The 13804-nt window shown below is 51.9% G+C and carries 12 protein-coding genes; 8 read left to right on the top strand and 4 right to left on the bottom strand.

Translation table 11 applies throughout. The features are described from left to right. Positions 1-86: 86 nt before the first annotated feature. Positions 87-1058, top strand: a complete 972-nt coding sequence (gene lpxM, locus ACU8YC_RS03810; RefSeq protein ID WP_446895016.1) for a lauroyl-Kdo(2)-lipid IV(A) myristoyltransferase — start codon at positions 87-89, stop codon at positions 1056-1058. 44 nt (positions 1059-1102) lie between these two features. Here the strand turns inward: lpxM and pyk are convergent, their stop codons facing one another. After that, entirely contained in the window at positions 1103-2545 is a 1443-nt protein-coding gene (gene pyk, locus ACU8YC_RS03805; protein ID WP_003034890.1) for a pyruvate kinase, read from the bottom strand. Between the two features lie 119 nt (positions 2546-2664). After that, positions 2665-3534: a MurR/RpiR family transcriptional regulator gene (locus tag ACU8YC_RS03800; protein WP_151219514.1), complete on the bottom strand. Its 870-nt coding sequence runs from the start codon at positions 3532-3534 to the stop codon at positions 2665-2667. A 367-nt stretch (positions 3535-3901) separates the two neighbouring features. Between ACU8YC_RS03800 and zwf the strand changes: the two genes are divergently transcribed. The 3 genes from zwf (at position 3902) to kdgA (ending at position 8098) form a co-directional block, all read left to right on the top strand. Continuing rightward, positions 3902-5377 (top strand): glucose-6-phosphate dehydrogenase, encoded by a 1476-nt coding sequence (zwf, locus tag ACU8YC_RS03795; protein WP_187252270.1) that lies wholly within the window; start codon positions 3902-3904, stop codon positions 5375-5377. A 233-nt stretch (positions 5378-5610) separates the two neighbouring features. Continuing rightward, positions 5611-7422: a phosphogluconate dehydratase gene (gene edd, locus ACU8YC_RS03790; protein WP_446895015.1), complete on the top strand. Its 1812-nt coding sequence runs from the start codon at positions 5611-5613 to the stop codon at positions 7420-7422. Positions 7423-7456: 34 nt separating this feature from the next. Beyond that, positions 7457-8098, top strand: coding sequence for a bifunctional 4-hydroxy-2-oxoglutarate aldolase/2-dehydro-3-deoxy-phosphogluconate aldolase (gene kdgA / locus ACU8YC_RS03785; protein WP_446895014.1), 642 nt, complete (start codon positions 7457-7459; stop codon positions 8096-8098). A 67-nt stretch (positions 8099-8165) separates the two neighbouring features. Here the strand turns inward: kdgA and purT are convergent, their stop codons facing one another. After that, on the bottom strand, positions 8166-9344 hold the full coding sequence (gene purT / locus ACU8YC_RS03780; protein WP_446895013.1) for a formate-dependent phosphoribosylglycinamide formyltransferase: 1179 nt from the start codon (positions 9342-9344) through the stop codon (positions 8166-8168). A 132-nt stretch (positions 9345-9476) separates the two neighbouring features. Between purT and yebG the strand changes: the two genes are divergently transcribed. The 4 genes from yebG to ptrB all read left to right on the top strand — a co-directional run bounded on the left by yebG (position 9477) and on the right by ptrB (position 13131). Next, positions 9477-9767 (top strand): DNA damage-inducible protein YebG, encoded by a 291-nt coding sequence (yebG, locus tag ACU8YC_RS03775; protein WP_151219481.1) that lies wholly within the window; start codon positions 9477-9479, stop codon positions 9765-9767. Positions 9768-9888: 121 nt separating this feature from the next. After that, positions 9889-10242 (top strand): protein YebF, encoded by a 354-nt coding sequence (gene yebF / locus ACU8YC_RS03770; RefSeq protein ID WP_151219480.1) that lies wholly within the window; start codon positions 9889-9891, stop codon positions 10240-10242. Positions 10243-10336: 94 nt separating this feature from the next. Continuing rightward, positions 10337-10996: a tellurite resistance TerB family protein gene (locus ACU8YC_RS03765; RefSeq protein WP_061068073.1), complete on the top strand. Its 660-nt coding sequence runs from the start codon at positions 10337-10339 to the stop codon at positions 10994-10996. A gap of 86 nt (positions 10997-11082) precedes the next feature. Then, positions 11083-13131, top strand: coding sequence for an oligopeptidase B (ptrB, locus tag ACU8YC_RS03760; protein WP_446895012.1), 2049 nt, complete (start codon positions 11083-11085; stop codon positions 13129-13131). Positions 13132-13139: 8 nt separating this feature from the next. Here ptrB and exoX read toward each other — a convergent pair whose 3' ends face one another. Next, on the bottom strand, positions 13140-13802 hold the full coding sequence (gene exoX / locus ACU8YC_RS03755) for an exodeoxyribonuclease X (protein ID WP_151225607.1): 663 nt from the start codon (positions 13800-13802) through the stop codon (positions 13140-13142). Between the last annotated feature and the right edge of the window lie 2 nt (positions 13803-13804).

Raw genomic sequence — 13804 nt, 5'->3', positions numbered from 1 at the left:
GCCGGCTTTTTTATTTTGTACGGCGCACGGTGCGCCGCTACACTATCAGCAGATTTACTTTTCGCGGCACCAGACACTGGAAGAGCATGGAAACGAGAAAAAAGAACATTGAGTATATCCCTGAGTTTCACAAATCATTTCGCCATCCGCGCTACTGGGGCGCCTGGCTGGGTGTGGCGGCGATAGCTGGCATTGCGTTAACGCCAGCATCATTTCGTGATCCTATTCTGGCAAAGCTCGGACGGCTTGCCGGAAGACTGGGAAAAAGCTCGCGTCGCAGAGCATTGATCAATTTATCTCTCTGCTTTCCTGAACGTAGCGAAGCTGAGCGTCAAGCCATTGTTGATGAGATGTATGCAACTGCGCCTCAGGCGATGGTCATGATGGCAGAACTGGCGATACGTGGCCCGGAGAAAATTCAGAATCGGGTTGACTGGCAGGGGCTGGAAATCATTGAAGAGATGCGTCGCAACGATGAAAAGGTGATCTTTCTGGTTCCTCATGGTTGGGGCGTAGATATCCCGGCGATGTTGATGGCGTCCCAGGGTCAGAAAATGGCTGCGATGTTTCACAACCAGGGAAATCCGGTATTCGATTATGTCTGGAACACGGTGCGCCGACGCTTTGGTGGTCGTTTGCATGCGCGAAATGATGGCATCAAACCATTTATCCAGTCCGTGCGTCAGGGATATTGGGGTTACTATCTGCCGGATCAGGATCATGGTCCTGAGCATAGCGAGTTTGTCGATTTTTTTGCTACCTATAAAGCCACGTTGCCGGCGATTGGTCGCCTGATGAAGGTCTGTCACGCCCGCGTCGTGCCACTGTTTCCGGTGTACGATGGTAAAACGCATCGGCTGACGATTCATGTTCGTCCACCGATGGATGACATCCTGACCGCGGATGACCACACCATTGCCAGACGAATGAACGAAGAGGTGGAGATTTTTGTCACGCCACATGTCGAACAATACACCTGGATTTTGAAACTGCTTAAGACACGTAAACCTGGCGAGATTGAGCCCTATAAGCGCAAAGATCTCTATCCGAAGAAATAAAAAAAAAGCCTCTCAAACGAGAGGCTTTTTTATATTTGAGCCACTTATTCTACGGTCAGAATACGTGTGGTATTGGTTGAGCCTATAGTGCTCATCACATCGCCCTGGGTCACGATCACCAGATCACCCGAAACCAGATAGCCTTTATCGCGCAGCAAGTTCACCGCTTCATTAGCAGCAACGACACCGTCTGTTTCGCTGTCGAAGTGAACCGGGGTAACGCCGCGGTACAGGGAGGTCAGATTCAGCGTACGCTCATGACGAGACATCGCGAAAATCGGCAGACCAGAGCTGATACGAGAGGTCATCAGAGCGGTACGACCAGATTCCGTCATCGCGATGATAGCGGTAACCCCTTTAAGGTGGTTAGCGGCGTACATCGCTGACATAGCAATGGCTTCTTCAACGTTATCAAACTGCACGTCAAGGCGGTGTTTAGAGACATTGATGCTTGGGATTTTCTCCGCGCCCAGACAAACGCGGGCCATTGCCGCGACGGTTTCCGCCGGATACTGACCTGCTGCTGTTTCTGCAGAGAGCATAACGGCATCGGTACCATCAAGGACGGCGTTCGCCACGTCCATTACTTCTGCACGGGTCGGCATTGGGTTGGTGATCATCGACTCCATCATCTGGGTAGCGGTGATAACTGCCCGATTCAGCTGACGCGCGCGACGAATTAATGCTTTCTGAATGCCTACCAGCTCAGGATCGCCAATTTCAACGCCCAGGTCGCCACGCGCCACCATTACTACGTCGGAAGCCAGAATGATGTCATCCATCGCATTCTGGTCGCAGACGGCTTCTGCACGTTCTACTTTGGCGACGATTTTCGCATCGCAGCCAGCGTCGCGCGCCAGACGGCGGGCATAGTTCAGATCCTCGCCGCAGCGTGGGAAGGAGACGGCCAGATAGTCAACGCTGATTTGCGCGGCGGTGATAATGTCGGCTTTGTCTTTTTCGGTCAGAGCTTCAGCAGAGAGGCCGCCGCCCAGTTTGTTGATGCCCTTGTTATTAGACAGCGGGCCACCAACGGTCACTTCGGTGAAGACTTTCATGCCCTGAACTTCGAGCACCTTGAGCTGAACGCGACCGTCATCAAGCAGCAGGATATCACCAGGCACGACGTCAGCAGGCAGCCCTTTATAATCAATGCCGACTTTTTCTTTGTCGCCTTCGCCTTTGCCAAGGTTGGCGTCTAACAGAAACTTGTCGCCAACATTAAGGAATACTTTACCTTCTTTAAAGGTAGAAACGCGGATTTTAGGTCCCTGCAGGTCACCCAATATAGCTACATGACGTCCCAGTTTTGCGGCAATTTCACGGACCTTATCCGCCCGCAATTTGTGATCTTCTGGAGAGCCGTGAGAAAAGTTCATACGTACAACGTTCGCACCCGCGGCGATAATCTTTTCAAGGTTGTTATCGCGGTCAGTTGCCGGGCCTAACGTGGTAACGATTTTGGTTCTGCGAAGCCTTCTGGACATGTAATACTCCGTTGACTGAAACAACTTGGTGTTGCGTGAACATTAATCCGGCCGTTCTCAAACATTAACGGTAAAATGAACAACCCGGATGATAAAAGGGTAGAACATTGTTATTGCTTTTAGCGGTCATCACTCTTGATGAGTAATTCTTTATCAAAACGCGATTCCTTGAGCGCTTCCTTGACACGCTTCAAGTTATCTCTAAATTTTGCCCCACGGCGCAAAGTAAATCCTGTAGCCAGCACATCTATCACGGTCAGTTGAGCAAGTCGAGAGACCATGGGCATATAAATGTCAGTATCTTCCGGTACATCGAGGGTAATTGCCAGCGTTGCTTCACGCGCCAGCGGCGTGCCGGGAGATGTGAGGGCGATAACCATCGCGTCGTTTTCCCTGGCCAACTGCGCCAGCTCAACCAGACTTTTGGTTCTTCCGGTGTGAGAAATAAGCACAATGACGTCGTCGTCGCTACAATTCATACAGCTCATGCGTTGCAGAACAATATCGTCGGAATAGATTACCGGTACGTTAAATCGGAAAAATTTATTCATCGCGTCATGCGCGACTGCAGCGGAAGAACCCAGGCCAAAGAAGGCAATTTTTTTCGCCTGGGTTAACAAATCTACCGCCCGGTTTACCGCCGCGTTATCCAGCGACTGGCGGACGTGGTCGAGACTTGCCATCGCTGACTCGAAGATTTTCCCCGTGTAACATTCTACGCTGTCATCCTCATCCACATTGCGATTAACATAAGGAGTGCCATTGGCCAGACTTTGCGCCAGATGCAGTTTAAAATCAGGGAAGCCGCGTGTGTCCATACTGCGACAGAAACGGTTAACCGTCGGCTCGCTGACATCGGCCTCAGCGGCAAGCGCCGCGATGCTTGAATGGATTGCCCGCTCGGGAAAGGCAATAATGATATCGGCGACTTTACGCTCTGACTTGCTCAAATGTTCCAGTTTTAACTGGATTTTTTCCAGCATATTCATGATGTAGGTAGACTCATGGGTCATGGACAAAACGATTTCAGCAATAAGGGGAAATCGGGGCATAATTCAGTGTATAGATATTACCCCTGCTGATGCGGCAACGGGGCAAAATGGACAGGATAGTTGTTGTTTTTTTTCATTACATGATCGGAGTCTGGTTTTCTTACTTCGTCATGGGTACGAAAAAAGGCGACTTTTTTGTCCATTTTGCTGCGGTAAACGACAATTAAGCGTCTGTTCGCGGTAACAGCACGGCTGGATAAGCGTTTACGGTTTCCGGATTCACGTAAAAGCAGTACAGTGCACTGTAATAAAATTACAACCAGTGTCTGGCAGAAGCACCAGGTACTTAATTGAGGAGAATGACATGGCGGTAACGCAAACAGCCCAGGCATGTGACCTGGTCATTTTCGGCGCGAAGGGCGACCTGGCGCGGCGGAAATTGCTGCCTTCCCTGTATCAACTGGAAAAGGCCGGTCAGATTAACCCGGAAACCCGTATCATCGGGGTAGGGCGTGCCGACTGGGACAAAGCAGCCTATACCAAGGTTGTGCGCGAAGCGCTCGAAACCTTCATGAAAGAAAAGATCGATGAAGGTTTATGGGAAACCCTCAGTGGTCGTCTGGAGTTTTGTAATCTGGACGTCAATGACACTGCCGCGTTCAAACGTCTGGGCAAAATGCTGGATCAAAAATCGCGTACCACCATTAACTATTTTGCGATGCCGCCGAGCACCTTTGGCGCGATCTGCAAAGGCCTGGGTGAAGCAAAGCTGAATGCTAAACCCGCCCGCGTGGTGATGGAAAAACCGCTGGGCACGTCGCTGGCGACATCCAGGGAGATCAACGATCAGGTTGGCGAGTACTTCGAAGAGTGTCAGGTTTATCGTATTGACCACTATCTCGGCAAAGAGACGGTTCTGAACCTGCTGGCACTGCGTTTTGCTAACTCCCTGTTTGTGAACAACTGGGATAACCGCACTATTGATCACGTAGAAATTACCGTGGCTGAAGAAGTCGGTATTGAAGGTCGCTGGGGCTATTTTGACCAGGCAGGTCAAATGCGCGACATGATTCAGAACCACCTGCTACAAATTCTGTGCATGATCGCGATGTCTCCACCGTCCGATCTGAGCGCCGACAGCATCCGTGACGAAAAAGTGAAGGTGCTGAAATCGCTGCGTCGCATCGATCGTTCGAACGTACGTGAAAAAACGGTTCGCGGTCAGTACACCGCAGGCTTTGCCCAGGGCAAAAAAGTGCCGGGATACCTGGAAGAAGAAGGCGCGAACAAGAGCAGCAATACGGAAACGTTTGTGGCGATCCGTGTGGATATCGATAACTGGCGCTGGGCGGGCGTTCCGTTCTATCTGCGTACCGGTAAACGTTTACCGACGAAGTGCTCAGAAGTCGTGGTTTACTTCAAAACGCCTGGGCTGAATCTGTTCAGAGAGTCCTGGCAGGATCTGCCGCAGAACAAGCTGACCATTCGTTTGCAGCCTGATGAAGGTGTTGATATCCAGGTACTTAACAAAGTGCCTGGTCTGGATCATAAACATAATCTGCAAATTACCAAGCTTGATCTGAGCTATTCCGAAACCTTCAATCAGACGCACCTTGCTGATGCCTATGAGCGCCTGCTGCTCGAGACGATGCGTGGTATCCAGGCGCTGTTTGTGCGTCGTGATGAAGTTGAAGAAGCATGGAAGTGGGTCGACTCGATTACTGAAGCCTGGGCGATGGACAACGACGCGCCGAAGCCGTATCAGGCAGGTACCTGGGGACCGGTTGCTTCTGTGGCCATGATCACCCGTGATGGTCGTTCCTGGAACGAATTCGAGTAAAATGTCATCTAGCCCATTGGTGTTATTTTACCGGTAACATGATCTAACACAGATTGTAGAATAATTTTTGCACTTTTAAGCTCCGCGTGGATTCACCCGCGGGGCTTTTTTTATTACACTGCCTGAAACGATTTTGCCCTTGAGCTACGGCTAACAAGCGATTCAGCTGTTTTTAACCCATCTGAAGCACATTGTTAATCCAACGCTCTGACAGATAAATTTCAGGAGCCTCTATGAATCCGAATTTGTTACGCGTAACACAACGTATCGTCGAACGTTCTCGTGACACACGTTCCGCCTACCTCGCCCGTATTGAACAAGCGAAATCAACTACCGTTCATCGCTCACAGCTGGCATGCGGTAACCTTGCCCATGGTTTTGCCGCGTGTCAGCCGGACGACAAAGCTTCGCTGAAAAGCATGCTGCGTAACAATATCGCGATTATTACCTCCTATAACGACATGCTTTCCGCGCATCAACCGTATGAACACTATCCGGCCATCATTCGTAAAGCGCTGCATGAAGCCAATGCGGTAGGCCAGGTCGCAGGCGGTGTGCCGGCTATGTGTGATGGTGTGACCCAGGGACAGGATGGGATGGAACTGTCCCTGCTGAGTCGTGAAGTGATTGCGATGTCGGCTGCGGTGGGCCTTTCCCACAATATGTTCGACGGCGCGTTGTTCCTCGGCGTGTGCGACAAAATTGTTCCAGGTCTGGTGATGGCGGCACTGTCATTTGGGCATCTGCCTTCAATATTTATCCCTTCCGGTCCTATGGCGAGCGGTCTGGCGAACAAAGAAAAAGTGCGTATCCGTCAGCTGTATGCTGAAGGTAAAGTCGATCGTATGGCGCTTCTTGAATCCGAGGCGGCGTCTTATCACGCACCGGGAACCTGTACGTTCTACGGCACAGCAAATACCAACCAGATGGTGGTGGAGTTTATGGGGATGCAATTGCCAGGCTCCTCATTTGTGCACCCAGATGCGCCGCTGCGTGAAGCGCTGACCGCAGCAGCAGCCCGTCAGGTGACGCGCCTGACCGGCAACGGCAATGAATGGATGCCGATCGGTAAAATGATCGATGAAAAAGTGGTAGTGAACGGGATTGTCGCGCTGCTGGCGACCGGGGGCTCAACCAACCATACGATGCACCTGGTGGCCATGGCGCGCGCAGCCGGTATTCTCATTAACTGGGACGACTTCTCCGATCTGTCCGATATCGTGCCGCTGATGGCGCGTCTGTACCCGAATGGACCGGCAGACATTAACCACTTCCAGGCTGCGGGTGGGGTACCGGTATTAATGCGTGAGCTGCTTAACGCGGGTCTGCTGCATGAAGATGTGAACACCGTCGCTGGATTCGGTTTATCACGCTACACCATGGAGCCGTGGCTTAACAATGGTGAACTGGAGTGGCGTGAAGGGGCGGCGAAGTCGCTGGACAGCAACGTGATTGCCACCTTTGACCAACCTTTCTCTCATCATGGCGGCACCAAAGTGCTGAGCGGAAACCTTGGCCGAGCGGTGATGAAAACATCGGCGGTTCCGGTAGAAAACCAGATCATCGAAGCACCGGCGGTTGTCTTTGAAAGTCAGCACGATGTGTTACCGGCGTTTGATGCGGGTCTGCTTGACCGGGATTGCGTGGTGGTTGTGCGTCATCAGGGACCAAAAGCGAAAGGAATGCCAGAATTACATAAACTCATGCCGCCACTTGGTGTATTATTGGACCGTTGTTTCAAAATAGCGTTAGTTACTGATGGACGACTTTCAGGTGCTTCAGGTAAAGTGCCTTCAGCAATCCATGTAACTCCGGAAGCCTATGATGGCGGGCTGCTGGCAAAAGTACGCGATGGCGACATCATTCGTGTGAATGGACAAACAGGTGAATTAACGCTGCTGGTTGATGAAGAGGAACTTGCTTCTCGTCAGCCTCACATTCCTGACCTCAGCGCATCGCGCGTGGGTACTGGCCGTGAAATGTTCAGCGCGTTGCGTGAAAAGCTGTCCGGTGCGGAGCAGGGCGCAACCTGTATCACTTTTTAAGACTTATTTTGTAATCAGGCGAGAGAAAACTCTGATGAAAAACTGGAAGACAAGTGCAGAAGCAATCCTGACCACTGGCCCGGTTGTACCGGTTATCGTGGTTAATAAACTGGAGCACGCGGTGCCAATGGCAAAAGCGCTGGTTGCAGGGGGCGTGCGCGTTCTGGAAGTGACCTTACGTACCGCATGTGCGATGGATGCCATTCGCGCGATCGCCAAAGAAGTTCCGGACGCTATCGTTGGTGCGGGTACCGTACTGAATCCACAACAGCTTGCTGAAGTTACCGAAGCGGGGGCGCAATTTGCTATTAGCCCTGGCCTGACCGAACCGCTGCTGAAAGCCGCAACCGAAGGCACTATTCCGTTAATCCCGGGTATCAGCACCGTTTCTGAACTGATGCTGGGTATGGATTACGGTTTGAAAGAGTTCAAATTCTTCCCGGCGGAAGCGAACGGCGGTACTAAAGCGCTGCAGGCGATTGCGGGTCCGTTCTCACAGGTCCGTTTCTGCCCAACCGGTGGTATCTCTCCGGCGAATTACCGTGATTATCTGGCACTGAAAAGCGTACTGTGCATCGGCGGTTCCTGGCTGGTTCCGGCAGATGCGCTGGAAGAGGGTGATTACGATCGCATAACCAAACTAGCTCGTGAGGCTGTTGAAGGCGCGAAGCAGTAATTGCGCAAAATGCCCGGTAATCACTACCGGGCCTGCGAGTCTGTAACGGGCCATTCGGCCCGTTTTTTTATCCTTTTACCTTCACCTGTGCGGCCGCATTTTTTGCCCGAATCACCGCGTCCTCAATATTCTGCGCGGTAGTCAGCACCACGCCCAGACGACGGCTACCGTCGATTTCCGGTTTGCCGAAGAATCTAACTTGCATACCTGCGCCCACGGCGGCCTGAACGTTATCAAATGTCACATTCTGACTGGTAAGCTGCGGCAGAATAACGGCGGAAGCTGAAGGTCCATACTGGCGGATTGCGTCAACGGGCAGACCGAGGAATGCGCGAACGTGCAGGGCAAACTCGGACAGATCCTGCGAAATTAAGGTCACCATACCCGTATCGTGAGGGCGAGGGGAAACTTCGCTGAAAATTACCTCATCACCGCAGACGAACAGTTCGACCCCAAACAGTCCGTAGCCGCCCAGCGCCAGCACCACCTTACGGGCAATCTCCTGCGCGCGTGCCAGTGCCAGTTCACTCATTTGCTGTGGCTGCCAGGATTCACGATAATCGCCATCCTCCTGACGATGTCCAACCGGCGCGCAGAAATGCACGCCATCAACGGCACTGACGGTAAGCAGGGTGATTTCAAAATCAAAATTCACTACGCCTTCGACGATAACGCGCCCGGCACCAGCCCGGCCACCCTGTTGAGCATAATCCCAGGCTGTAGTGAGCTGATCGGCTGAACGGATAAAACTCTGTCCTTTACCAGATGAACTCATTACTGGTTTCACGATGCAGGGATAGCCGATTTCAGTGGCGGCTTCGCGAAAGCGGGCCTCGCTGTCAGCAAAGCGGTAAGAAGAGGTTGGTAGAGACAATTCTTCGGCGGCGAGTCGACGGATCCCTTCGCGGTTCATGGTCAGTTGCGTAGCCCTGGCGCACGGCACGACACGCTGGCCTTCCTGTTCCAGTTTGACCAGCATATCCGTAGCAATCGCCTCGATTTCCGGCACGATATAATGTGGTTTTTCACGCTCTACGAGTTGGCGTAATGCTTCGCCGTCCAGCATGTTGATTACGTACGAGCGGTGGGCAACGTGCATGGCTGGTGCGTCGGGGTAACGATCCACGGCAATGACTTCCACACCCAGGCGTTGACATTCAATTGCCACCTCTTTACCTAGTTCACCCGAACCTAATAACATCACTCGCGTTGCTGCGGGACGCAGCGCTGTGCCTAATAACGTCATAAATTAATCCCCTGTTTTATCTGGGCGCAGTATAAACGAAAACGTTTGCGTCTGTCTTTATTACCAGGTTGATTTCGAGGTGCAAAAAGAATATACTGTACATAAGTACAGGTAATTTAAGAGGCTGCAAAAATGGCGGTTGAAGTTAAATACGTAGTCATTCGGGAAGGTGAGGAAAAAATGTCGTTTACCAGCAAAAAGGAAGCCGATGCGTATGACAAAATGCTTGATACAGCGGATTTGCTCGACACATGGCTGGAGCAATCGCCGGTAGCGCTTGAAGACGAGCAGCGCGAAGCGCTTTCCCTGTGGCTGGCTGAGCAAAAAGATGTACTAAGCACCATTCTGAAAAATGGCAAATTGCCATCGCCACAGGCGGTCGAAAACGACGCGCACGGTGAAGATGATACTCAGGCTGCCTGAAACGACTTGCGCTCCTGACGTTTTGTACCATGCTTTTCCCTGAATCATTGTGCAATCCCTGACGTCATTTCTCATTGCTACAAGCAATCTGAAGGACGAAGGGGAGTTTAAGGAGAAAAGAATGTATAAAAAAAGAGCGTTGTTGAGCCTGCTGCTGCTGTCTGCCAGCGCATCTGTATTTGCGGCAAATATGGAAAGTAAAAATGTCCAGTTCCCTAAGTGTGAGGGACTGGACGCTAAGGGTATTGCGGCGAGCGTGAAACGTGATTATCAACAAAATCGCATCGCGCGCTGGGCTGACGATCAAAAACGCGTCGGGCAAGCCGATCCTGTCGCCTGGGTCAACACACCCGATATTACGGGCAAAGACGGTAAATGGTCTGTTCCTCTGACGGTTCGCGGTAAAAGCGCGGATATTCACTATCAGGTAAAAGTCGATTGCAAAGCCGGAACGGCGGAATATCAGCCGCAGTAACGGAGGTATTTGCACATCTTTTGATGACCAGGACACTTCCTGACATCCCCTCGGGTACGCTTTGATGATTATTCGTCTGTACTTGAGGGGCAAAATGGCTAATTGGCTGAATCAACTACAATCTCTTCTTGGGCAAAAAGGATCCTCCGCGTCATCTTCTGGCGAGCAAGGGCTGAGTAAACTTCTGGTTCCGGGCGCGTTAGGCGGTCTGGCTGGATTACTGGTTGCCAACAAATCTTCACGTAAATTACTGAGTAAATACGGCACCAGCGCACTTCTGGTGGGGGGCGGTGCGGTTGCCGGGACTGTATTATGGAACAAATACAAGGATAAAGTCCGCGCAGCGCATCAGGATGAGCCGCAGTTTGGTGCACAAAGCTCTCCGCTGGATGAGCGAACCGAACGTCTGATTCTGGCGCTGGTTTTTGCGGCGAAAAGCGATGGCCATATTGATGCCAAAGAACGTAGCGCTATTGAGCAGCAGCTCCGTGAAGCGGGCGTGGAAGAGCAGGGCCGCGTTTTGATTGAGCGCGCCATCGAACAACCGTTAGATCCTCAGCGCCTGGCGCAAGGTATCCGCAATGAAGAAGAAGCGCTGGAAATTTACTTCCTGAGCTGTGCGGCGATCGATATCGACCACTTTATGGAGCGTAGTTATCTGAATGCGCTGGGCGATGCGTTGAAGATCCCGCAGGATGTTCGTGAGGGCATTGAACAGGATCTCAAGGAACAAAAACAGGCTTTACCGGGTTAAATACTTACCGCTAAGGTGCATGTTTCGCTTGCATCATTGCTGTCTTTTGCCACCCTTATAGGATGATTAAGCAAAAGAACAATGACATGCTACCAACAGCTTCTCGTATTCCCCACGCCATGACTCAGCATGGCGACACCCGCGTTGATAATTATTACTGGCTGCGAGATGACACCCGCTCGCAGCCAGAAGTGCTGAATTATCTGCAACAAGAAAATGCGTATGGCCGCCAGATTATGGCCTCGCAGCAGGCCTTGCAGGATCGCGTCCTGAAAGAGATTATCGACCGAATCCCGCCTCAGGACGCTTCCGCCCCCTATGTGAAGAATGGTTATCGCTACCGGCATATTTATGAACCGGGGTGCGAATATGCCATTTATCAGCGTCAGTCTGCCTTGAGTGAAGAGTGGGATGAATGGGACACGCTGTTGGATGGTAATCAGCGTGCGGCCCACAGTGAGTTTTATACGCTGGGCGGGCTGGCGATATCTCCGGATAACACCATCATGGCGCTGGCCGAAGATTATCTTTCTCGTCGGCAATATGGTGTGCGGTTTCGCAATCTGCAAAGCGGGAACTGGTATCCGGAAGTTCTGGAAAACGTTGAACCGGACCTGATCTGGGCGAATGACTCGCAGACCTTCTATTATGTGCGCAAACATGCAACCACTCTGCTCCCGTATCAGGTCTGGCGGCATACTGTCGGCTCGCCATCATCCCTGGATGAGCTGGTGTATGAAGAGGCTGATGACATGTTTTATGTCAGCCTGCATAAAACCACATCGTTACACTATGTCGTTATTCATGTCGCCAGCGCGACCACAAGTGAGGTTTTGCTGCTTGACGCGGAGCTGGCGGATGCCGAACCGTTGGTATTTTTAGCTCGGCGTAAAGATCACGAGTACAGCCTCGATCACTATCAGCATACGTTTTATTTGCGTTCCAACCGCAAGGGTAAAAATTTCGGCCTGTATCGCACCCGGGTACGTGATGAACAAGCCTGGGAGGCGCTGATCCCGCCGCGCGACAATATTATGCTGGAGGGCTTTACGCTGTTCACAGACTGGTTGGTGGTGGAAGAGCGCCAGCGGGGCTTAACCAGCCTACGCCAGATCAATCGTAAAACGCGTGAAGTGGTCGGTATCGCCTTTGACGATCCGGCTTATGTGACCTGGCTTGCCTATAACCCTGAGCCGGAGACATCGCGCCTGCGTTATGGCTATTCCTCCATGACCACCCCGGACACGCTGTTTGAACTGGATATGGACACCGGGGAACGTCGCGTGCTCAAGCAGACGGAGGTCCCCGGATTTGATGCGGCGAACTATCGCAGCGAACACCTATGGATCACTGTGCGTGATGGTACAGAGGTTCCGGTTTCGCTGGTTTACCATCAAAAGTACTTCCTGAAAGGGAAAAATCCGTTACTGGTTTATGGCTATGGCTCGTATGGCGCCAGCATGGACGCCGATTTCAGCAGCAGTCGCTTGAGCCTACTGGATCGCGGCTTTGTGTATGCCATTGCCCATGTGCGTGGCGGCGGTGAGTTAGGGCAACAATGGTACGAAGACGGTAAGTTTCTGCAGAAGAAGAATACCTTCAATGATTACCTCGACGTCTGCGATGCACTGCTAAAAATGGGCTATGGCGCACCTTCGCTATGTTATGGCATGGGGGGAAGCGCCGGAGGAATGTTAATGGGTGTCGCCATCAATGAGCGCCCCGAACTGTTTCATGGCGTCATTGCACAGGTGCCATTTGTCGATGTGCTGACCACAATGCTGGATGAGTCAATTCCATTGACGACCGGTGAGTTTGAAGAGTGGGGTAATCCGCAGGAGGAAGAGTATTACACCTACATGAAAGGCTACAGTCCGTATGACAATGTTACCGCGCAGGCTTATCCGCATCTGCTGGTAACGACGGGCTTGCACGACTCTCAGGTGCAATACTGGGAACCGGCAAAGTGGGTGGCAAAACTGCGTGAGCTGAAAACGGACGACCATCTGCTGTTACTCTGCACAGATATGGATTCCGGGCACGGCGGTAAATCCGGACGTTATAAATCTTACGAAGGCGTGGCCCTGGAATACGCTTTTTTGATTGGGCTGGCGCAGGGAACACTGCCTGGATAAGCCTAAACTCAGGCGTTATCCAGATAGTGTTTCAGCGTTAAGCGCAGCTCCGGGCTCATGCTGTCGAGGTTATTAAATAACCAACGCAGATAGCCTGGATCGCGTTCAGCCACTTCTGACACCGGTTTTCCACGGTACTTACCAAAAGTGAAAGTGGTCAGTAATGCGGGGCGGCCGGTAATATCCACCATCTGTTCTGTTGTCCAGCCTGACGTCTGCATAATGTCGATCAGGAGTGCGGCGGTGATATAACAATCGTACAGGGCGCGGTGATGATGCAGGCCCGCTGGCGTCTGGACGCTCAGCTTGCGCGATTTATACAGCGCCATATTGCTGTATTTTATTCCCGGCCACAAACGCCGGGAGAGTTTCATGGTGCAAATCCACTCTCCCGGCATGTCGGGTAATACGCGGCGGTCAAAGCTGGCATTGTGCGCCACGTACCACTCGCTGCCGTAATACTGCGGGATGATATCTTCAATCCACGGTTTATCGGCCACCATCGCTTCTGTAATGCGATGGATAGCCATCGCCTGGGGGCTGATTGGGCGGTCAGGACGCACCAGATGGCTCATTGGATTAACTATTTTTCCGTCAACCACGTCGACAGAAGCAATCTCAACAATGCCTCCCTGCAGACCACAGGTTTCTGTATCTATTATGCGCAACATAC

The sequence above is a fragment of the Citrobacter sp. VF227 genome (genome assembly GCF_052950715.1).
The sequence above is the reverse complement of the archived record's forward strand: the minus strand, read 5'-3'. Positions and strand labels throughout refer to the sequence as shown.

Bases quoted from the DNA above. Each gene is read 5' to 3' on its own strand.
- pyk (WP_003034890.1), bottom strand. From the start codon at position 2,545: ATGTCCAGAAGGCTTCGCAGAACCAAAATCGTTACCACGTTAGGCCCG.
- ACU8YC_RS03765 (WP_061068073.1), top strand. From the start codon at position 10,337: ATGGCTAATTGGCTGAATCAACTACAATCTCTTCTTGGGCAAAAAGGA.
- yebF (WP_151219480.1), top strand. From the start codon at position 9,889: ATGTATAAAAAAAGAGCGTTGTTGAGCCTGCTGCTGCTGTCTGCCAGC.
- purT (WP_446895013.1), bottom strand. From the start codon at position 9,344: ATGACGTTATTAGGCACAGCGCTGCGTCCCGCAGCAACGCGAGTGATG.
- yebG (WP_151219481.1), top strand. From the start codon at position 9,477: ATGGCGGTTGAAGTTAAATACGTAGTCATTCGGGAAGGTGAGGAAAAA.
- ptrB (WP_446895012.1), top strand. From the start codon at position 11,083: ATGCTACCAACAGCTTCTCGTATTCCCCACGCCATGACTCAGCATGGC.
- exoX (WP_151225607.1), bottom strand. From the start codon at position 13,802: ATGTTGCGCATAATAGATACAGAAACCTGTGGTCTGCAGGGAGGCATT.
- edd (WP_446895015.1), top strand. From the start codon at position 5,611: ATGAATCCGAATTTGTTACGCGTAACACAACGTATCGTCGAACGTTCT.
- kdgA (WP_446895014.1), top strand. From the start codon at position 7,457: ATGAAAAACTGGAAGACAAGTGCAGAAGCAATCCTGACCACTGGCCCG.
- zwf (WP_187252270.1), top strand. From the start codon at position 3,902: ATGGCGGTAACGCAAACAGCCCAGGCATGTGACCTGGTCATTTTCGGC.
- ACU8YC_RS03800 (WP_151219514.1), bottom strand. From the start codon at position 3,534: ATGAATATGCTGGAAAAAATCCAGTTAAAACTGGAACATTTGAGCAAG.
- lpxM (WP_446895016.1), top strand. From the start codon at position 87: ATGGAAACGAGAAAAAAGAACATTGAGTATATCCCTGAGTTTCACAAA.